At 77.0% G+C, this 19,645-nt stretch carries 17 protein-coding genes; 7 read left to right on the top strand and 10 right to left on the bottom strand.

Annotated elements, in window-relative coordinates:
- Positions 1 to 3: 3 nt before the first annotated feature.
- Positions 4 to 573: a flavodoxin family protein gene (locus ACI79C_RS09540; RefSeq protein ID WP_456945404.1), complete on the bottom strand. Its 570-nt coding sequence runs from the start codon at positions 571 to 573 to the stop codon at positions 4 to 6.
- Between the two features lie 213 nt (positions 574 to 786).
- Between ACI79C_RS09540 and ACI79C_RS09535 the strand changes: the two genes are divergently transcribed.
- Together ACI79C_RS09535 and ACI79C_RS09530 are read left to right on the top strand one after the other, a co-directional pair.
- A complete protein-coding gene (locus ACI79C_RS09535; protein WP_456945403.1) occupies positions 787 to 2,529 on the top strand; it encodes a flavodoxin domain-containing protein in 1,743 nt (580 codons plus the stop codon).
- The gene (locus tag ACI79C_RS09530) at positions 2,526 to 5,201 is read left to right on the top strand and encodes a GNAT family N-acetyltransferase (RefSeq protein ID WP_456945402.1); all 2,676 of its coding nucleotides are present in this window, start codon (positions 2,526 to 2,528) and stop codon (positions 5,199 to 5,201) included. Before ACI79C_RS09535 ends, ACI79C_RS09530 begins: the two co-directional genes overlap by 4 nt.
- Before the next feature lie 20 nt (positions 5,202 to 5,221).
- On the opposite strand, the gene ACI79C_RS09525 is transcribed toward ACI79C_RS09530, so the two are convergent.
- Together ACI79C_RS09525 and ACI79C_RS09520 are read right to left on the bottom strand one after the other, a co-directional pair.
- A complete protein-coding gene (locus ACI79C_RS09525) occupies positions 5,222 to 5,677 on the bottom strand; it encodes a pyridoxamine 5'-phosphate oxidase family protein (protein WP_456945401.1) in 456 nt (151 codons plus the stop codon).
- Positions 5,674 to 8,097, bottom strand: coding sequence for a phosphoketolase family protein (locus ACI79C_RS09520; RefSeq protein ID WP_456945400.1), 2,424 nt, complete (start codon positions 8,095 to 8,097; stop codon positions 5,674 to 5,676). The genes ACI79C_RS09525 and ACI79C_RS09520 overlap by 4 nt, the downstream gene beginning before the upstream one ends.
- 264 nt (positions 8,098 to 8,361) lie before the next feature.
- Between ACI79C_RS09520 and ACI79C_RS09515 the strand changes: the two genes are divergently transcribed.
- Entirely contained in the window at positions 8,362 to 9,036 is a 675-nt protein-coding gene (locus ACI79C_RS09515) for a response regulator (protein WP_456945399.1), read from the top strand.
- Between the two features lie 15 nt (positions 9,037 to 9,051).
- Here ACI79C_RS09515 and ACI79C_RS09510 read toward each other — a convergent pair whose 3' ends face one another.
- The 5 genes from ACI79C_RS09510 to ACI79C_RS09490 all read right to left on the bottom strand — a co-directional run bounded on the left by ACI79C_RS09510 (position 9,052) and on the right by ACI79C_RS09490 (position 13,488).
- Entirely contained in the window at positions 9,052 to 10,767 is a 1,716-nt protein-coding gene (locus ACI79C_RS09510) for a GAF domain-containing sensor histidine kinase (RefSeq protein ID WP_456945398.1), read from the bottom strand.
- Positions 10,768 to 10,856: 89 nt separating this feature from the next.
- Positions 10,857 to 11,315: a pyridoxamine 5'-phosphate oxidase family protein gene (locus tag ACI79C_RS09505; RefSeq protein ID WP_456945397.1), complete on the bottom strand. Its 459-nt coding sequence runs from the start codon at positions 11,313 to 11,315 to the stop codon at positions 10,857 to 10,859.
- A gap of 34 nt (positions 11,316 to 11,349) precedes the next feature.
- Positions 11,350 to 11,907, bottom strand: coding sequence for a flavodoxin domain-containing protein (locus ACI79C_RS09500; protein WP_456945396.1), 558 nt, complete (start codon positions 11,905 to 11,907; stop codon positions 11,350 to 11,352).
- Positions 11,904 to 12,806, bottom strand: a complete 903-nt coding sequence (locus ACI79C_RS09495; protein WP_456945395.1) for a universal stress protein — start codon at positions 12,804 to 12,806, stop codon at positions 11,904 to 11,906. Before ACI79C_RS09495 ends, ACI79C_RS09500 begins: the two co-directional genes overlap by 4 nt.
- A gap of 10 nt (positions 12,807 to 12,816) precedes the next feature.
- Complete coding sequence (locus ACI79C_RS09490; protein WP_456945394.1) at positions 12,817 to 13,488, bottom strand: CBS domain-containing protein; 672 nt, start codon at positions 13,486 to 13,488, stop codon at positions 12,817 to 12,819.
- 252 nt (positions 13,489 to 13,740) lie between these two features.
- Here ACI79C_RS09490 and ACI79C_RS09485 point away from each other — a divergent pair, with 252 nt between their 5' ends.
- The 4 genes from ACI79C_RS09485 (at position 13,741) to ACI79C_RS09470 (ending at position 17,608) form a co-directional block, all read left to right on the top strand.
- Positions 13,741 to 14,727: a universal stress protein gene (locus ACI79C_RS09485; RefSeq protein ID WP_456945393.1), complete on the top strand. Its 987-nt coding sequence runs from the start codon at positions 13,741 to 13,743 to the stop codon at positions 14,725 to 14,727.
- A 54-nt stretch (positions 14,728 to 14,781) separates the two neighbouring features.
- Positions 14,782 to 15,252: a DUF1003 domain-containing protein gene (locus ACI79C_RS09480; RefSeq protein WP_456945392.1), complete on the top strand. Its 471-nt coding sequence runs from the start codon at positions 14,782 to 14,784 to the stop codon at positions 15,250 to 15,252.
- A 336-nt stretch (positions 15,253 to 15,588) separates the two neighbouring features.
- Entirely contained in the window at positions 15,589 to 16,593 is a 1,005-nt protein-coding gene (locus tag ACI79C_RS09475; protein ID WP_456945391.1) for a universal stress protein, read from the top strand.
- A 16-nt stretch (positions 16,594 to 16,609) separates the two neighbouring features.
- Entirely contained in the window at positions 16,610 to 17,608 is a 999-nt protein-coding gene (locus ACI79C_RS09470) for a zinc-dependent alcohol dehydrogenase family protein (protein WP_456945390.1), read from the top strand.
- A gap of 27 nt (positions 17,609 to 17,635) precedes the next feature.
- Here ACI79C_RS09470 and ACI79C_RS09465 read toward each other — a convergent pair whose 3' ends face one another.
- Together ACI79C_RS09465 and ACI79C_RS09460 are read right to left on the bottom strand one after the other, a co-directional pair.
- Complete coding sequence (locus ACI79C_RS09465; RefSeq protein WP_456945389.1) at positions 17,636 to 18,496, bottom strand: universal stress protein; 861 nt, start codon at positions 18,494 to 18,496, stop codon at positions 17,636 to 17,638.
- Positions 18,493 to 19,635, bottom strand: coding sequence for an Acg family FMN-binding oxidoreductase (locus ACI79C_RS09460; RefSeq protein WP_456945388.1), 1,143 nt, complete (start codon positions 19,633 to 19,635; stop codon positions 18,493 to 18,495). Before ACI79C_RS09460 ends, ACI79C_RS09465 begins: the two co-directional genes overlap by 4 nt.
- Between the last annotated feature and the right edge of the window lie 10 nt (positions 19,636 to 19,645).

Below are 19,645 nucleotides of genomic sequence, written 5' to 3'. Positions count from 1 at the left end.
GGTTCAGCGCGACAGGCCGACCGACGCCGCCCGGCGGGCCAGGTCGGCCCCCCAGGCCCGTGCCCGGTCCCGCTCGCCCGCCTTGAGCAACCCGGCGTCCCCCTCGACGACGAAGCCCTCCGGCTCGGCGACCAGCTCGTAGCCGTGTCCGTCGAGGCGGTGGGCGATGCCCCTGGCCGCCCCGCCGACCATCGGACCCTCGCCGCGGGTGTCGAACGCGGCCGCGCGCCGGCCGCCCGACGCCTCCGGCAGCCGGTGGAACCAGTTCCGGAGGCCCGCTCCCTCGGCGCCGGGCTCCAGGCCGTGGCCCATGGTCGTGCCCCCGTCGCGCTCCTTCTCCTCCTCGATCCGGACGGCCATCCGCCGCGTCATCCCCGAGGACATGCCGCGCATGTGGGTGGGACCGCCCACGACGAGCAGGTCCGCGGAGACCACCCGGCCCGGGTCGGCCTCGCCCACCCGGAGGCACACGACGGTCGCGCCGGGCTGGGCCTCGGACGCGCCCGCGGCGATCGCGTCGGCGATCTCGTGCGTCGCGCCGTACATGCTCTCGAACACCACCGCGATCTCCATGCCGATCAGCCCTCCTGTGTGCCCGCCCGTGCGGTGCCCACGGTCGTCCCCGGTCGGGACGCCGAGCAGGGGCGGGCGTCCCGAGCGGCGGTGGAGATGGTCGGCGGGTGGACGGACCTTGGCCCCGTGGACGGCCGGGACGGGGCCGGAGTCCGTCCCGAGCGGGACCCTGGACCCTGCTCCCGGCCGACCCGGTCGGCCAGCGTGACGGTCATGCCAGCGCCCCCGCCCTCCCCGGGGGCCGACCCCGGTCGGGCCGCGGTCCTCTCCCTCAACGTCGGCTCCAGCTCCCTGAAGGCGGCGCTGCGGGACCCCGCCCTGCGGGTGCACGTGGAGATCGCCGGTCTCGGCGGGGGCGCCCCACGGATCACGGCCGGAGCGCCGTGGTCGGGGACGGAGACCTCGCCGCTGGACGGCGGCTGGGAGGCCGCGCTGCCCGCCGTCGCCGCGGTCCTCGACCGCCACGGACCGCCGCCCGACGCCGTCGCCCACCGCGTGGTCCACGGCAGCCACCTGCTGCTGCGCGCCTGCCCGGCCGACGACGACCTGCTGGAGCGGTTGCGGGCCGAGGCCGACCTCGACCCGCTCCACCTGCCCCGGCAGCTGGACGTGGTGCAGGCGGCCCGCCTGCAGTGGCCGCACGCCCGGACGCTCCTGGTGCCCGACACCGGCTTCCACCAGCGCCTGACCGACGAGGCGGTCACCCTGCCGCTGCCGGCCGACGCCCGGGCCTCGGGACTGCGCCGGTGGGGCTTCCACGGCCTGGCGGTCCAGAGCGTGGTCGACCTGGTGCCCGGGCTGGGCGGCGCCGTCGTGGTGCACCTGGGCAGCGGTTGCAGCGTGACGGCGGTCGACCACGGGGTGCCCCGGCACACCAGCATGGCGCTGAGCCCCGCGGGCGGCGTGCCGTCGCTGACCCGCAGCGGCGACCTGGACCCGGAGGTGGTGCTGCGGCTGGTCGACCGCGCCGGATCGGTCGCGGCGGCCCGCGAGCTGCTCAACCGGCGGTCCGGGGTCGCCGGGCTCTCCGGCGGCCGGACCGACGTCCGCGCCCTGCTCGCGGCGCAGGACGAGGAGGCCGACCTGGCCCTGCGGGTCTTCGTGCGGGACGTCGCGATGGCCGTCGCCGGGGCCGTCACGACGCTCGACGGATGGGACTGCCTGGTCTTCACCGGTGGGATCGGGGCCAACTCGGCCGAGGTCCGGGAGCTGGTGTGCAGCCGGCTGCTCCCGCTGCGGGTGGGGACCGCACGACTGGCGGGCCGACCCAGCGAGCGGCTGGTGGCGTCCGGCCTGCGGGTGCTCGCCCTCCCCGTGGACGAGGAGGCCGTGATGGACCGGTTGGCCCGCGCCGCGCTGGCCCCGACCCGGGAGGACGGCCCGGTCGCGGCTGACCCGGCTCCGGCGCAGCGACCGGTGCACCCGAGCGGGGCCCCGGACGCACCCCCGGTCCTCGTGGCCGTGGCCAGCCGGCACGGCGCGACCCGGGAGATCGCCGAGGCGCTGGCCGTCGGCATCCGCCGCGCAGCCGGCCGGGCGGTCGACGTCCGCCCGGCCGGGGACGTGCGCTCCGTGGCCGGGTACGGCGCCGTGGTGGTCGGCAGCGCCGTCTACGGCGGGCACTGGCTGGAGGAGGCCCGCGACTTCGTCCTGCGGTCGGCCATCGACCTGTGGGATCGGCCCGTCTGGGCGTTCTCCAGCGGACCCCTGGGAGTGCCTCCCCGGCCATCCGAGGCCTACCTCGACGTCGGTGAGATGGAGACCCAGACCCGGTGCCGTGAGCACCGCGTGTTCCCGGGGCGGCTCGACCGGTCCGTGCTGGACGTCGGGGAGCGCGCCGTCGTCACCGCGCTGCGGGCCGCCGAGGGCGACTTCCGCGACCTGCGGGCCGTGGACGAGTGGGGCGCCGCCATCGGCGCCGAGCTGGCCGCCCCGTCCCTGGCCGGGCTGGCGTGACCACCGGCGCGCCCCCGTCCCCGGCCCTGCTCGGCGCCGGGGTCGCCCGTCCCGCCCGCCCGGCCCGTGCGCTCCTGCGGGACGGGACGCCGGCGCTGCTGGAGCGGCTGGGCCCCGACTCCGTGGACGAGGTCCTCGCCCTGCACGAGCGGCTGCCGGACCACGACCGCCACCTGCGGTTCGCGACGCTGCACCCTGCCGACCTCGACGACCACGTGCGGCAGACGCTCGACCCGGCCGCCGGGGCGGTCAACCTCGGCGCCCGGGTGCGCGGGCGCCTGATCGGGGTGGTGCAGCTGCTGCCCACCGGTGCTGCCGCCGGTGAGGTGGCGGCGGTCGTGGACGCGCGGTGGCGCTCCGAGGGAGTGGCCACCGTGCTGCTCGAGGAACTCGCCGCGAGCGCTCGGCGGCTGGGGATCGAGCGGTTCCAGGCGCTCGTGCTGGCCGAGAACGGGGCCATGATCCGGGTGCTGACCGACCTCGGCCTCCCGCTGGACGTCACCCGCGACGGTGCCGAGCTGAGCGTGGAGGTCGCCCTCCACCCCGACGGCCGGTACGAGGCCGCCAGTGAGGAGCGACACCGTCGCGCCGCGGCCGCGAGCCTCTCGGCCCTGTTCCGGCCGCGGACGGTCGCGGTCGTCGGCGCCGGCCGGTCGGAGACGTCGGTCGGCCGGGCGGTGCTGCGCAGCCTGCGCTCGTCGGGCTTCCGCGGCGAGGTGTTCCCGGTCAACCCGGCGGCCGGCGAGGTGGACGGCGTCCCGTGCCGGCCCTCGGTGGCGGCGCTCGAGGACCGGGTCGACCTGGCGGTCGTCGCCGTGCCCGCCGCCGCCGTCGAGGAGGTCGTGGAGGACTGCGGCCGGGCCGGGGTCCGCGTGGTCCTGGTCCTCAGCGGCGGCATCGAGCGCATCCCCGGCCTGCTCGACCGGCTCGTGGACGTCGCGACCCGCGCAGGCATGCGCCTCGTCGGGCCCAACAGCGTCGGTGTGGCCGCGCCGGGCCCTCCGGCCTGGCTGGACGCCACCTTCGCCGGCGCCGCGTGCCCGGCCGGCGACATCGGCCTGGTCGCCCAGTCGGGCGGCATCGTGATCGCCACCGTCGGGGCCTGGCAGCGGCTGGGGCTGGGCGTGTCGGCCATGGCGGCGATCGGGGACGCCTACGACGTCGGCGCCCGTGACCTGCTGGCCTGGTTCGACGAGGACGACCGGACCGGGGCGGTGGCCCTCTACGCCGAGTCGGAACCCGACCTGCGGGGCCTGGCCCGGACCGCCGCCCGGCTGAGTGCCCGCGTGCCGGTGCTGGCCGTGGAGTCGGGCACCTCGCGTGCCGGTGCCCGTGCCGCGGCCTCCCACACGGCGCGCGCCGCGACGCCCGGCGCCGTCCGGGAGGCCGCGTACGCCTCCGCGGGCATCCAGACGGTGCCGGACCTGACCACGCTCGCGGCCACGGTGGCGCTGTCGCGCGCGCAGCCCCTGCCGGGGGCGGGGACGGTCGCCGTCCTCACGAACGTGGGCGGCGGAGGGGTGCTGACCGCCGACGCCCTGGTCGCCGCCGGGCTCCCGGTGGACCCGCTCCCGGATCTGCTCCAGGCGCGGCTGCGTGCGCTGCTCCCGCCCCTGGCCGCGACCGGCAACCCCGTGGACGCGGGGGCCGCGGTCGGCGTCGGGTCGTTCGCCGCGGCGCTGGGCTGCCTGCTCGACGCGCCCGAGGTCGCGGCCGTCGTCACCGTCACCGCGCCCACCGGGGTGAGCGACCCGGCCCCGGCGGTGGCCGCGGCGGTGCAGCAGCACTCCGGGGACACGCCCGTCGTCGACGTCCGTCTGGGCCGGGCCACGTCGGTGGAGCGGATCGAGCTCCCCGGCGACCCGGCCGGCCGCTTCCTCGTCTCCGTCGCCGAGCCGGTGGTCGCCGCTCGCGCGCTCGGCGCCGCGGCGCGGCGCCGGGCCTGGCTGTCCCGGCCCGCGGGCGTGGTGTCGGCGCCGGCGGGCGTGGACGTGCGCGCGGCCCGGGACGTGGCCACCGGCGTGCTGCGGCGGGCTCCGGAGGGGGACTGGCTGCTGCCCCCGGAGGTGACGGCGCTGTGCGGGTCGGCGGGCCTGCCGGTCGTGCCGCTGCTCTGGGCGACCACCCCGGCCGAGGCCACGGCCGCGGCGGCGTCCGTGCGCGGCGCGGTCGCGGTGAAGGCCGTCGTCCGCGGGGTGGTGCACAAGGGCGACGCCGGGTTCCTGCGGCTCCCGGTGACCGACCCGCACGAGGCGGCCGCCGTCGTGGCGGAGTGGTCCGCACGCGCCGGCGCGGACTGGGTGGGGGCCGTCGTCCAGCCGGTGGTGCCGCCGGGCGACGAGGTCCTCGTCGGCGCCGTCCGGGACCCGGCTGCCGGGGCGGTGGTCGCCCTGGGCCCGGGAGGCCGCGCCGCGGACGCGCTCGGCCACCGCGCGCACCGGCTGGCTCCGCTGGGCGACGCCGAGGCCGAGGAGGTGCTGGCCGCCACCGGGCTGTTCGCGACCGCGCACGGGCGGACGCTGGACCGGGCGGGTGTCGCGGACTGCCTGCGGCGGGTGGCGTGGCTCGCCGACGCCGTCCCCGAGGTCGCCGAACTCGAGGTCAACCCGCTGGTCGTGGGTCCGCACAGCAGCGCGGCCGTCGACGTGCGGATCAGGTTGCTCCCCGTCTGACCCGGCGCCGGGGTGTCCGTTCAGAGGTAGGCGCGGGGGTCCACGGCCGGGGGCAGCTCACCCGGCACGACGCGGCGCCCGGTGACGTGGTGGGGGATCAGCCGGAGCCAGTGGCCGTGCTCCCCGGGCGCCCAGGGGCGGACCCCGACGTCGTGGGTGCGCTGGACCAGCTCCGCGCCGTGGGCGTCGGTGACCTCCTCGGCGAGCCCGCGCACCAGCACGCTCCACCCGCTGCGGTGGACCGGGTCGATCGCGTCGACCTCGAAGGTCACGTTGGCGTGGTCGGCGGCGGCCAGCTTCGTGCCGGGGGAGGTGCGGATGACGATCGTGTCGTGGTCCATGCCGTAGTTGACCGGGAAGATGAGCGGGTAGTGCTCGGCGTTCACCCCGAGGCGGCCCACCTGCTGGGTCCGCAGCAGCCGGTAGCACTCGTCGACGGGGATCTCGGTCGAGGGCGTGTCCGGGGTGTCGGTCATCGCGGATCCGCCTCCCACGTCCAGTCGCGGACCTCGGGCAGGTCCTCGAGCGCCTCCACGACGTGCTCACGGTGCCGCCGCAGCTGCTCCCGGCACAGCCGGGCCAGCGTGTCGCCGCCCTCCGGGATCCGCCGGGACCGGCGCAGCGCCTCCAGCACCAGGTCGTAGCGGCTCATCCGGTTGAGCACGACCATGTCGAAGGGCGTCGTGGTGGTGCCGTGCTCGGTGAAGCCGCGGACGTGGAAGCGGTCGATGTCGGGCCGGCCGTGGATCAGGGGGTGGATGGCCCGCGGGTGGCCGTGGAAGGCGAAGACGACGTCGACGGAGTCGGTGAACAGGTCGGAGAAGCGTTCCGGGGAGAAGGCCGCCGGGTGCTCGCCGGGCGGCAGCAGCCCCATCAGGTCGACGATGGCCACCACGCGCAGCCGCAGGTGGGGGACGTGCGCCCGCAGCAGCTGGGCGGCGGCCAGCACCTCCATCGTGGGCACGTCGCCGGCCGCGGCGAGGACGACGTCGGGCCGGTCGGTGCGGGACCGGTCGGGCTCCTCGGTGCCGGCCCACTCCCACACCGCGCCGCCGGCGGACACCAGGGTGCGCGCGGCCTCCAGGTCGAGGTACTGCAGGTGCCGCTGCTTGTCGACGACGACGAGGTTGACCAGCCCGCGGCTGCGCAGGCACTCCTCGGCGACGACCAGCGTGCTGTTGGCGTCCGGCGGGAACCAGATGCGGGTGACGTCCGGCGACAGCGGCGCGACGGTGTCGATCAGGCCGGGCCCCTGGTGGGAGAAGCCGTTGTGGTCGTTCCGCCACGTGGTGCTGGTCAGGAGCACGTTCAGCGAGGGGACCGGGCTGCGGCCTGGCTCGGTCGCGGCCTGCTGCAGCCACTTGGCGTGCTGGACGATCATCGAGGCGCTGACCATGGCGAAGGCCTCGTAGGTGGCGAACAGGCCGTGCCGGCCGGTGAGGGTGTAGCCCTCGAGCCAGCCCTCGCACAGGTGCTCGCTGAGGACCTCCATGACCCGGCCGTCGGGGCCGAGCGACTCGTCCCCGGGGAGGACCGGCAGCATCGAGCAGCGGTCGGTCACCTCGAAGACGGCGCCGAGCCGGTTGCTGTTGGTCTCGTCGGGCGAGAACAGCCGGAAGTCCCCACCGCCGTCGGCGCGCCCGCTGCGGACGAGGACGTCGCGCAGGTACTCGCCGAGCGGCCGGGTGGTCTCGTGCTGCAGCACCCCGGGCGCGGTGACGGGGAGGGCGTGGTCGTCGAGGTCGGGCAGCGGGAGGGGCCGCACGCGGAAGCGGGGACCGCCGGCCCGGGGGGTCGCCGAGAGCCGCAGGTCGCCCTCGGGGGTCAGCGCCGCCAGCTCCGGCACCAGCCGTCCGGCGGCGTCGAAGCACTCCTCGGGACGGTAGGAGCGCAGCCAGTCCGACAACTGGGCCAGGTGCGCGGGGTCCTCCCGGACCCGGGACAGCGGCACCTGGTGGGCCCGGTGGGTCCCCTCCACCGCGACGCCGTCCACGCGGCGGGGACCGGTCCACCCCTTCGGCGTCCGCAGCACGACGGCCGGCCAGCGCACCCGTCCCCGTCCGGTGCCCGAGCGCGCCTCGGCCTGGATCGCCCGGATCGTGGAGTGCGCGGTGGACAGTGCGGCGTCGAGGTCGCGGAACACGCGGCGCGGGTCGTCGCCGGCGACCACCACCGGGTCCCAGCCCTGGCTGTGCAGGTAGCCGCAGACCTCCTCGTCGTCCGTGCGGCCGAGCACGGTCGGGCCGGAGATCTTGTAGCCGTTCACGTGCAGGATCGGCAGGACCGCGCCGTCCCGACGCGGGTTGAGGAAGGCCGGCAACCGCCACGAGGCCGCGAGGGGCCCGGTCTCCGCCTCGCCGTCCCCGATGACGCAGGCGACCAGCAGGTGCGGGTCGTCGAACGCGGCCCCGGCCGCGTGCAGCAGCGCGTACCCCAGTTCGCCGCCCTCGTGGATGCTGCCGGGGACGTGGACGCCGGCGTGGCTGCTCACCCCACCCGGGGTGGAGAACTGGCGGACCAGGCGGACGAGGCCGGCCAGGTCGGTCGAGACCTCGGGGTGGACCTCGCTGTAGGTGCCGTCCAGGTAGGCGCCGGCCAGCACCGCCGGGCCGCCGTGCCCGGGACCGGTCACGAGGAGCGCCTGCTGCCCGGTCCGCCGGATCAACCGGTTGAGCAGCGCGTAGAGCATCGTCAGGCCGGGGCTCGTGCCCCAGTGGCCGAGCAACCGCGGCTTGACGTGGTCGGGGCGCAGGGGCTCCCGGAGCAGGGGGTTGTCCCGGAGGTAGATCTGGCCGGCGGTGAGGTGGTTCGCCGCGTTCCACCACCGGAGGTCCAGGTCCAGGTCGTCGTCGGGGTACGCGTCCGTGCCGGCCGTGGCGGCCTCGACTGCGGTCATCGTCCAGGGTCTCCGGGGGGTCGGGGATGGCACCGATGCTCCGGTCCGCCGCCGCGGCGTGGTGGGGGCCAAGGTCCCGGATCGACGTGCCCTTCGCTCCGGAGCTCCTCCGGGGACCCGTGCAGGTACGGGAGGAGGCCCCGGGCTCCCGGGACCTTGGTCCTGCGCCGCCCGGCCCGTCCAGGACCTAGCCTCGGCGCTCGTACCGTCGGAGGACCGGCGGTGGAGCGCTGCCCGCCGGCAGTGACACCGAGGAGGCGGCAGGTGGACGCGAACGGGAACGGCACGATCACGGTCTTCCTCCTCGACGACCACGAGGTGGTCCGCCGCGGCGTGGCCGACGTCCTGGGGAACGAGCCGTCGATCACGGTGGTGGGCGAGGGCAAGAACGCCGCCGAGGCGCTGGCCCGCATCCCCGCCCTGCGCCCGGACGTGGCCGTCCTCGACGTCCGGCTGCCCGACGGGGACGGCGTCTCGGTGTGCCGCGAGCTGCGGTCCCGGATGCCGGATCTCAAGGTGATCATGCTGACCAGCTACAGCGACGACGAGGCGCTGTTCGAGGCCATCATGGCCGGCGCCTCGGGCTACCTGCTCAAGCAGATCCTCGGCCAGGACCTCGTGAGCGCGGTGCGCACGGTGGCGGCCGGCGGTTCCCTGCTGGACCCGGCTGCCACGACCGCCGTGCTGGAGCGGCTGCGGCGCGCCGCCGAGCCGGCCGGCCCGCTGGCCAAGCTCAGCGACCAGGAGCGCACCGTCCTGGAGCTGATCGGCGAGGGGCTCACCAACCGCCAGATCGGCGAGCGGATGTTCCTCGCCGAGAAGACGGTCAAGAACTACGTCTCCCACCTGCTGGCCAAGCTGGGCCTCGAGCGCCGGACCCAGGCGGCCGTGCTCGCGACGGAGCTGCGCGCCTCCCCGACGGGCTCCCGCCGCGACTGACGACCCCGGGGCGGGTCAGGCCAGGGGCGCCCACCAGCGCAGCCGGGTACCGCCCTCCGGCACCGGTTCCACGGTCGCCCCGCCGCCGCGACGGGCGGCGCGGTCCTCGAGGTTGCGCAGGCCGCTGCGGGCGGCGCGGGGATCGATCCCGCGGCCGTCGTCGACCACCTCCAGCACGACCTCGTCGGTGACGTCGAGGGTCACCGTGACGTGGGCCGCGCCCGAGTGCCGGGCCGCGTTGCTGACCGCCTCCCGGGTCACGGCCTCGACGTCGGCGGCCAGGGCTCCGGTGACCAGGCTGTCCACGGCTCCGGACATGCGGACCGTCGGGTGCAGGTCCGGCCCGGCAGTCTCGGTGACGACGTCGAGCACACGGCGGCGCAGGCTGGTCGACTGGTCGACGTCATCGGTCGTGTGCAGGTCGAAGATCGTCGTCCGGATGTCGCGGACGGTCCCGTCGAGCTGGTCGATGACCTCTGCGATCCGGCGCCGGACCTGGCCGTCCTGCACCCGGGGCAGCACCGACTGCAGGGTCAGGCCCGCCGCGAAGACGCGCTGGATGACGTGGTCGTGCAGGTCCTGCGCGATGCGGTCGCGGTCCTCGTACACGTCCAGCCGGCGCGCCACCTGTTGCCGGGCGGCGAGGTCGAGCGCGGCGGCGACCTGGTCGGCGAAGGAGGCGATCAGCGGGGCGGTGCCGGGGGCGAAGTCGGGAGCCGCCGCGCGCCGCGCCGCGACGAGCACCGCGTCCTCGGTGTGCGCTCCACGCAGGGGGACGGCGATGCAGGGACCCCAGTCGACGTCGGCGTTGGGGCCCTCGTAGTCGACCCCGCGCATGTCCACGGTGACCACGCCCTCGGCGGACGCCACCGCCTCGAGCACCGGGTTGCCCGCGGTCGACAGTCGCTGCCCGGTGAGGTCGTCGAGCCCGTTCCCGACCTGCACCCGGACGTCGAAGGTGCCGTCGTCGGGGGAGGGGCCGACCATGACCCAGGCGCCGTGGGCGCCGGTCAGCTCCGCGATCCGCGTGGCGATCAGCCGCAACGCGTCGTCGGGGGAGGCGGCCTCGAGCAGGCTGGCCCGGACGTCGGAGACCGCGGTCGTCCAGCGCCGTCGCTCGTCGGCCTCCTCGTAGAGGCGGGCGTTGTCCACGGCGATGCCGGCGGCACCGGCGAGTGCGGTGAGGACGGCCTCGTCCTCCGCGGTGAACTCGCCGGTCCGCTTCTCCGTCATGTAGAGGTTGCCGAAGACCTCGCCACGGACGAGCACGGGGACGCCGAGGAACGTGTGCATCTCCGGGTGGTGGGGCGGGAAGCCCACCGAGGCCGGGTGCCGGCTGAGGTCGGGGATGCGCAGCGGGTACGGCTCGGTGATCAGCTGCCCGAGCACGCCCTTGCCCTCCGGCAGCGATCCCATCCGGGCCGCGAGGTCGTCGTCGATCCCCACGTGGATGAAGGCGGCCAGCCCGCCACCGGGGGCGAGCACCCCCAGCGCCCCGTAGCGGGCGTCGACCAGGTCGGCCGCGGCCTCGACGATCCGCCGCAGCGTGGTCTCCAGATCCAGCCCCGTGGAGACGGTGAGGAAGGCGTCGAGGAGGTGCTGGATCCGGGCCTGGTTGCGGGCCACGGCGGCGAGGCGGTCCTGCACCTCGTCCAGGAGTTCGGTGAGGCGCATCCCGCCCAACGACCCGGCGCCCGGTTCCGACGGGGAGCCCAGTGGCTGAGGGCGCATCACCGTGCCACCTCCTCTCGCCGGCCCCAGCCTGGCACGACGCTCCCGGCGGTGGAACCCGTCGGTCCCGCCGGGGCCCGCGGCGCCGGTCACGTGGTCGCCGGGCCGGTCGAGGGCCCGGAGGGACCCAGCCGGCCGGCAGGGACCGCGCGCCAGCCGTGCAGGAGGCGCACCAGCACCGCGACGTAGCAGCGGTCCGGCGCGGTCGCCGGGCGTGTCCAGGGGAGGGCGTCGAGGGCGGCGATCCCGGTGGGGTCGGTGACGAGCCGGGCCGGCCCCACCACCGAGACGCTCCAGCCCCTCCCGAGCTCGTCGTAGCAGCCGGTCTCGAAGGCGACGATCGTCCCCCTGGCCCCGGCGACGAGGTCGCTGTCCGCGTGCGCGGGGATGACGACCGCCCCGTCGTGGAGGCGATAGGCGACCGGCTGGATGGCGGGGAGCGCGTTCCGCGTGAAGCCCAGCCGGCCGGTCCGGGCCGTCGTCAACAGCCCGTGGCACTCGTCGTGACCGAGGACCTCGAGCACCGGGTCCTCATGCGTGGTCGGCACGTCTCCCCTCCCGGCCCCGGACGGCTCCGCACGGTCACGGGGCGGACCCGGCCGCGGGAGCCGGGACCGGGCGGCTGCTCAGGGCGGCGGCGATCTCCTCGGCCCAGGAACCGACCGACGCCCAGTCGCGGAAGTCGCCGACAGGTGCCCGCATGGCCGTCACCATGGCCCGTTCCCCGAAGGACAGCAGCGACTTCTCGAGGCGGCCCGGGAAGACCCGGTGGCCGCGGGGACGGAGCATCGCGGCGAGCGTGCCGGCGTCGTGCGGCTCCTCCGGGGGGAACGGCGGTTCGCCGATCGGGCCGCTGGAGAACAGCCACACCGGGCGGTCCCGCAGCGCCACCGCGTGCGCCGTCGCCAGCTCACGGGCCGGCTCCAGCCAGCGTCCGGCGTAGACCGCGCTGCCGAGGACCACCGCGTCGAACGCGGAGGGGTCGGGGCGGTGCTCGGCCGGCACCGACGAGGCGACCACCTCCCTGCCACCTCCCGCCCCGCTCCCCGTGATGGCGCGGGCCAGCGCGTCGGCGATCTCGTGGGTGGCCCCGTGGCGGCTGGCCGCGCTCACCAGCACCCGGAGGGCGTCGGTGCTCACCGGGCACCGTCGAGCGGGACGGGGACGACCGCGACGGGGCAGCCGGCGCGGTGCAGCACGCCGTGGGTCGTCGAGCCCAGGCGGGCGAAGGGCCTGCGGTGCCGATGGCCGACGACCAGCAGCTGTGCGGTCAGGCCGGCGGCGACGAGCGCCCGTGCGGTGCGCTCGCGCAGGACCACCTCGCGGACGGGCACGTCGGGCTCCTTCGCGCGCCACCCGGCCAGCGCCTCGGCGAGCACCCGCTGCTCGTCGGCGAGCACGCCGGCCCAGTCGACGAGCGGGCTCATCGTCTGGAACGAGGTCTCCAGCGCGGCGTCCTGCCAGGCGTGGACCGCGACCAGGTCCGTGCCACGGACGGCGGCCTCGGCGAAGGCGAAGCCGAGGACGGCGTCATCCCCCCGGCGACCCTCCACGCCGACGACCACGGACGTCCGCTGCGAGACGACGACCGACGTCTCGTCGGGCAGGACGACGACCGGGCAGGCGGCCTCCGCGACGACCCCGCTGGCCGTGGAGCCCATCAGCAGGCCCGCGACGCCACCGACACCCCGGCTGCCGACGACCAGCAACTGGGCCTCCTCGGACGCGCGGCGCAGGGCCGCCACCGGGTCGCCGGGGACGACCGACCAGCCGACCCGGTCGGCGCCGAGGACGTCGGCGGCCTCGGCCGCGACCTCCCGGAGGACCGTCTCCGCGCCGGACTCGACCATCGTCTGCAGCTCCGAGCCGGGGTCGGTGTCGGCGGTGATGCCGCCCAGCGGCCAGGACAGCCCGTGCACCAGGCGCAGCGGGGCCTGCCGCAGCCGGGCCTCGGTGGTCGCGAACGACGCGGCCGCGCGGGCCGCGTCCGAGCCGTCGATCCCGACGGCCACGGGGCGGACGGAGCTGGACCGTGTCATGACCGCCTCCTCAGGCGTCTGCGGGTGAGGGCTGGGCCGGAGCAGGTGCCGCACGGTCCGGCGAGGGGAGGACGCGGACCCCGACGACGCCGCCCACCGTCGTCGCGAGCGCGGTCAGGGCCCGCTCCTCCACCGCTGCCGACGGCTGGGGGACGCCACGGGAACGCTGGATGGTGGCCAGGCCGTCGACGACGGTCACCGACCACGCGTCGAGCTCGCCGGTGTAGCCCTCCACCAGCCGGAGCACGTCGTGCCGGATCTCCTCGTCCGGGCGGACCAGCGTGCGCAGGAGGTCCCGTCGGCTGACGATGCCCACCAGCCGGTGCCCGTCCACCACGGGGACGCTGCGCAGCCTGTCGTCGACGAAGAGCCGGGCGATGTCCGCGACGTCCGCCGTGGCGTCGACCGTGCGGACGTGGCGGGTCATCACGCCGTGCACCAGCAGCGACGGGGGAGCCTCGGGCCTCTCCCCGTCACGGCGCAGGTGGAGCCTGGGGTCCTGCGGCATGCGGTCACGGAGGACGTCGGCCTCGGCGACGATGCCGACGACCCGGTCGTCGTCGTCGTCCACGACGGGCAGGGCCGCGAAGCCGCGCTCGGCCATGACCTCCGCCGCGTACTTGGCCGACGTCTCCGGTCCCACGGTGACGACCTGGCGGGTCATGACGTCTCTGGCCTGCACGGCTCCTCCTCCGGGACGGGGTGCTGGGCCGGACGCTAGGCAGGTGGGCGGGACCCACCCCAGGGTCGCCGGACGCCGGCGTGCGGGACCTCCGTCCCTGCTCGGACCACCGAGTCCCGCGGCGCGGGACCGCCGGGACGCAGGTCCCTGGGGCCCGGGACCGTCGGCCCAGGACGCAGCCCTCGGCCGGGACCGACGGTCGGGCGGACGTCCCGGCGACCGGCGCCCGGACGGACGGCCGAGGAGGAGCCCATGGACATCGGCGCGCACGCGGCCGGCTCGGCAGACCCCGGCAGGGTCGTCGTCGGGGTGGACGGGTCGCGCGGCTCCCGCGCGGCACTCCGCCACGCCCTCGTGACGGCGCAGCGCCGGGGGGCGGAGCTCGAGGTGGTGGCCGGCTACGCCCCCGAGCTGTACTGGATGAGCGGCGCCCCGGTCGCCGTCCCGGACGTGTCCGCGCTGCGCGAGGGCACCGAGAAGCGCGCCGTGGACCTGCTGCACGAGGTCGCCGCCGAGCTCGGGATCCCGGTGGGTGCGGGCGGCGGCGCGGTGCGGACGCGGATGGTGGTCTCCGGCGAGCCGGCCGTCGTGGAACTGCTGCACCGTTCCGCCGGCGCCGAGCTGCTCGTCGTGGGCAGCAGGGGGCGCGGCGCGGCCGCCAGCGTCCTGCTGGGCTCGGTCGCCCTGCACTGCGTGACCTCCGCCCGGTGCCCGGTGGTCGTGGTGCACCCGCCGGTCGAGCAGCCGGCGCGGCCCCCGCGCGTCGTGGTCGGCCTGGACGTGTTGGACGGCGCCCGTGCCGCCCTGGCCGCGGCCGTCGAGGAGGCGGCCGGCACGGGCGCGGTCGTCGAGGTCGTCGCCGCCTACACCCCCGCGGACCACTGGACCGAGCTGTACCCGGTGGTCATCCCGCCGGCGGAGGAGATCCGTGCCGACGTCCGCGGCGCCGCCGCGGCGATGGTCGAGGCCGTGCTCGCCGCGCGGCCCGGGGGATCGGCCGCGCCCACCGTCCGGGTCGACGTCGTCGAGGGCGCCCCGTCCGCCGTGCTGGTCGAGGCGGCCCGCGGCGCGGAACTGCTCGTCGTGGGCAGCCGTGGACGCGGTCCGCTGCGCGGCATCCTGCTCGGCTCGGTCGCCCTCCACTGCGCCATGTACGCACCGTGCCCGGTGATGGTCGTCCACCCGGCTGCCGAGCACGGCGAGCCGGAGACCGGGCGGGCCGCGCACGGGACGGCCTGACGTGCCTGCCGACGTCGCCGTCCCCGCCCCCGGCCGACGCCGGGGCGGGGCGCGATGACCCGCCCCGGTGCGGACGCGACCACCCTCTCCCGCTCGCACCGCACCCTGCCCAGCGTCTGGCAGCGGCACCCCGCCGTCCGCACCGGGGACCAGCTGACCCTGGGGGAGCGGGCTGCCGACCGGCTGCGCAACGGCATGGGTCCCTGGACCTTCGTGTTCGGCGCCCTGCTCTTCCTCGCCGGGTGGATGGCCGGCAACGGCGGCGGCGGCTTCGACCCGTACCCGTTCATCCTGCTCAACCTGGTGCTGAGCTGCCTGGCCGCGCTGCAGGGCGCGATCCTGCTGATCGCGGCCGAGCGCGCCGATCAGATCTCCTCCGAACTGGCCGTGCACGACTACGCGGCGGACGTGCGGAGTGAGGAGATGGTCGCCGAGGTCCGAGCGCTGATCCGCTCCGTGCACCGGCACCTGGGCGCGCCGGACCCCGACACGACCGACCACGCCGCACCGCCCCGCGGTCCGTGAGGTCCCTCGGGCCGCGATGCGGAGACAGGCGAAGTGCCGCGTCGCTGGTCGACGTGGGGAGTTCCAGGACCGGGTCCTCTCCCTGGCCGTGCTGGGCGCGCTGTCGCCCGCGGCGCCTTCTTCGCACCCAGGTCGGCCGCCACGACCACTCCGCGGGGTCCGAGCACCGTCCCCTCCGGCACCCGGCCACGGCCCCCACGAGGTCGACGAACTGCTGGCCATCTCCCGGGACGATGGTCCTCCGCCGGCAGGACGTCGGCCAGCGTCCCCGGGCGGTGCGGCAGCGGAGGCTCGACCTGCCCGGGACGGTCCCGGGCAGGGAGCGGGGTGATCGCGGTGACCAGTGAGCGGATGGCGACCGATCCGGCGGGCAGCGCCGCCGGACGACCCGGAGGACCCGTCCCGGGCCGGATCGTCGTCGGCGTGGACGGGTCGCCCGGAGCCCGGGCCGCACTGGTCTGGGCGCTGGCGGCGGCGGCCCGCACCGGCGATGCCGTCGAGGTGGTCAGCGCGTTCCCGGTGGACGACTACTGGGCCGACCCCTACCTGATCGACACCCGGCGCATCGAGACCGTCCGGTCGGACACCGAGGCCCGGGCGCGGGCCTTCGTCGCCGAGGCGATGAGCGACCCGTGGGTGACCGCGGTCCCGCGCACGGCGGCCATCCCGGTGCACGTCGTGGTGGTGGCCGGTGCCGCGGCCGAGCACCTCGTGCAGCGCGCCCAGGGCGCCCGCCTGCTGGTCGTGGGCAGCCGCGGTCGGGGTGCGGTCCGGAGCACCCTCCTGGGGTCGGTGGCCCTGCACTGCTCCGCGCACGCCCCGTGCCCGGTCGTCGTCGTGCACGCGCCCCTGCAGCCGGCCGCCGCGCGGGTGGTCGTGGGGATCGACGAGTCGGCCATGTCGAAGGCCGCCCTGGTCCGGGCGGTGGAGGAGGCCCGGCGGGTCGGCGCCGTGGTCGAGGTCGTCGTGGTGGTCCAGCCGATCGACCTCTGGAGCGACGTCGCGGTCGTCGCACCCCCGGTCGGCGAGACGGTCGAGGAGGCGCGGCGTCGCGCCGAGGCCGTGGTCATCGCGGCGCTGGGCGAGGACCGTCCCGCCGGCGTCGACGTGGTGGTGGAGGTCGGGACGCCGGGGGAGGTGCTGGTGCGCCGGGCCGAGGGGGCCGAACTGCTCGTGGTCGCCAGCCGCAGCCGCAGTCGGCTGGCCGGGATGGTGCTCGGGTCGGTGGCCCTGCACTGCGTGGTGCACGCCTCCTGCCCGGTGATGGTGGTCCGCCCGGAACCGTCCCGCGGGGCTCCCGCGGAGCCCCGCGCGGTGGCGCCCGAGTCCGTGCACGCCTGACCCGCGAGGCGGTGCGGTGCGCGCCTGGGTGGTCGACCGCCCGGCACCGATCGACGCCGGGCCGCTCCGGCGGGTCGAGCGACCCGAGCCGGAGCCAGGGCCGGGAGAGGTGCGGATCGAGGTGAGCTGCTGCGGCGTCTGCCGCACCGACCTGCACCTCGCGGAGGGGGACCTGCCGCCACGCCGCTCCGGGGTGACGCCGGGCCACGAGGTGGTCGGACGCGTGGCGGCGGCCGGCCCGGGCGCCGCGCGGTTCGCCGTCGGGGACCGCGTCGGGGTGCCGTGGCTGGCGCGCACCGACGGCCGGTGCCGGTTCTGCCGACGGGGCGAGGAGAACCTCTGCACCGCGCCGCTGTTCACCGGCTGGGACCTCGACGGCGGCTACGCCGACGCCTGCCTCGTCGACGAGCGGTTCGCCTACCCGCTGCCCGACGGTCTCGACGACGAGCAGGCCGCGCCGCTGCTGTGCGCCGGGATCATCGGCTACCGGGCCCTGCGCCTGGCCGACGTCCCACCCGCCGGCCGGCTGGGCATCTACGGCTTCGGGGGCAGCGCGCACCTCACCGCCCAGGTGGCGCTGGCGCAGGGCCTGCGCGTGCACGTCCTCACGCGGGGCGAGCACAACCGCCGGCTCGCGGAGGAGCTCGGCGTGGACTCCGTGGGAGCGGCGACGGACCCACCTCCCGAGCCGCTCGACGGGGCGGTCCTCTTCGCCCCCGCCGGCGAGCTGGTGCCGGTCGCCCTGCGCGCCCTGGACCGCGGCGCGACCCTGGCCGTCGCGGGCATCTGGCTCTCCCGCATCCCGGCCCTCGACCACACCGCCGAGCTGTTCGGCGAGCGCCGGCTGCGCAGCGTCACGGCCAACACCCGGCGCGACGGCGAGGAGTTCCTGCAGCTCGCCGGCCGGCTCGGCGTCCGGGCGACGACGGTGCCCTACGCGATGGACGACGCGCCCCGGGCCCTGTCCGACCTCGCCCACGGGCGCTTCGGCGGGGCCGCGGTGCTGCACCGCTGACCGGCCGTCGGCGTGGGGACCGGCTCGTCAGCGGCTGAGTGCGACGGCGCTGCGCCTGGCCCGCCGGGGGTCCGGGACCGCCGGGACGGGGGTCAGCGGCACGACGAGCACCGGCGCGGCGGCAGCGGCGGCGGTGGCCGGGCCGGTCGCGCCCGGCGCTCCTCGCCCGACCCGGCGGCCGAGGACGACGAGCTCGGCGTCGGCTGAGGCGGCGACGAGGGCCCGCCGCGCCTCCCCGTGGACGACACGGACCGCCATGGGGACGCCCGGATGGGTCTCCCTCAGGGGCTGGACGTACTGCTCGACCCACCGCCGCTCGGAGTCGGTCACGGCCACCTCGTGCCGTGGGTCCGCCTCGGTCTCCCGCGGGCGGCGCCAGGCGTGCACCACGAGCAGGGAGGTGCTGCGCAGGCAGGCCTCCGTGGTGGCGGCCGCGAGCAGGGCCCCGGTGCCGGGACCGCCGTCCACCCCGACCACCACGCCCGCCGCCCCTGGCGGGACCGGCCGGTCGACGAGCACGGGACAGCTCGCCCGTGCCGTGACGACGCGGGCCACCGGGCCCAGGACCGGTCCACCCGGCGGGCCGGCCCCCAGCACCAGCTGCGCCGCGGTCCGGGACTCGTCGAGGAGCACGAGGTCGGCGGGTCCCTCGCGGACGGCGGCCCGGAGGGGGATCGCCGGGGCCTCGCTGCGGAGGTCGGCGCGGAGGGCGTCGAGCTCGTCGCCCACCCGGCGCTCCGTCTCGCGAGAGGCCGTGCCGGGGACCGCCCGGACCAGTCGCAGCGGGCGCAGTGCCCGACGCGCCTGCCGGGCGGCGGTCGTGGCGGCGTCCCGGGCGGCGGGGGAGCCGTCGACCCCGACGACGACGGGCCGCAGGGCCGCGGTCACACCCACGTCGTCCCGCCGCGGCCGTCGGAGACCGGACGCCGTCCGGACGGGCCCGGCGGAGGGCTGACCGGCCAACCGGTGGAGGTCGGCACCCGCGCGTCGGCCGGGAGCTCGGGGGGCCGGCCGCTGTTCTCCACCACGGTGTGCCGGGGCCGGCGCGGCGTCCGGGCGGTGGGACCGGCGCGGCCGATGCGCACCAGGAACTGCGGGTGGGCGTTCCACGCGAGAGCCGATCGGAGCTGGGTCCGGGTCAGCGGCACCTCGATGACCTGCGTCATGGGGCTGGCGGCCCAGCCGACGCCGGTGACCTCGAGCAGGAGGCGTTCGAGGGCCTCCCCGGACCGCAGCCAGGCGTGCGGGTCGTCGTCCCGGGTCGCCAGCAGCACGAGCGTCTGCTCGGTGCCCGAGTGCGTGTCCGCGGGGAGGCTGCCGGAGCCGGCGGTGTCGAAGTCCCGCAGGGGCAGGTCGTCGTGCTGCCGGCCGTCGACGTGGGGGACGGCGGTGGCGGGCACCCCGTCGCCGTCGGCGGGGCGGCGGTTGGTCCACTGGCGGAGCTCGGCGCGGTAGGCGGCGTCGGCGTTCTGCAGCTGGTCGGCCTGCTGGGTCAGGCGGGCCAGCAGCCGCAGGTGGTCGTCGGCCACCACGGGCACCAGGTCGGTGTCCTCGGCCGCCAGGCTCCGGCCCAGGACGCGCAGGAGGTGGTCGGGCAGCCGCTCGTCGGCGAACCGCCGCCGGTTGGTCCGCCGTCGCCGGAGGGCGGGCGCGAGGGTCGCGAGGGCGGGGTCGGGCACGCCGTCGACGGGCCGGACGACGGCCAGCAGGTCGGGGTCGTCCGGGTCGGGCAGCCGGTCCACCGCCACCGCGCGACCGGCGGAGGCGAGCGCCACCCGCGCGTTGAACAGTGCGGCGCCGACGCTCTGCACCAGCTCCCGGCCGACGGGGTCGATGGTGGTCAACTGGCGCGAGCGGTCGGCCCGCAACTCCAGGGAGCCGGGGCGCAGCACCAGGTGCCAGGGCTGGGTGTTGTGGACCGACGGGGCCAGGACCGCCGCATCGACGGCCTCCTCCAGCTCTCGGTACGCGGTGGCGGGTCCGCGGTCCAGCGGCGTCGGCCGGTGCGGGGAGGTCGGGCTCGTCATGGGGGCTCCT

The organism is Geodermatophilus sp. SYSU D00697 (genome assembly GCF_054050175.1).
This window is presented reverse-complemented; position numbering and strand designations above follow the sequence as displayed.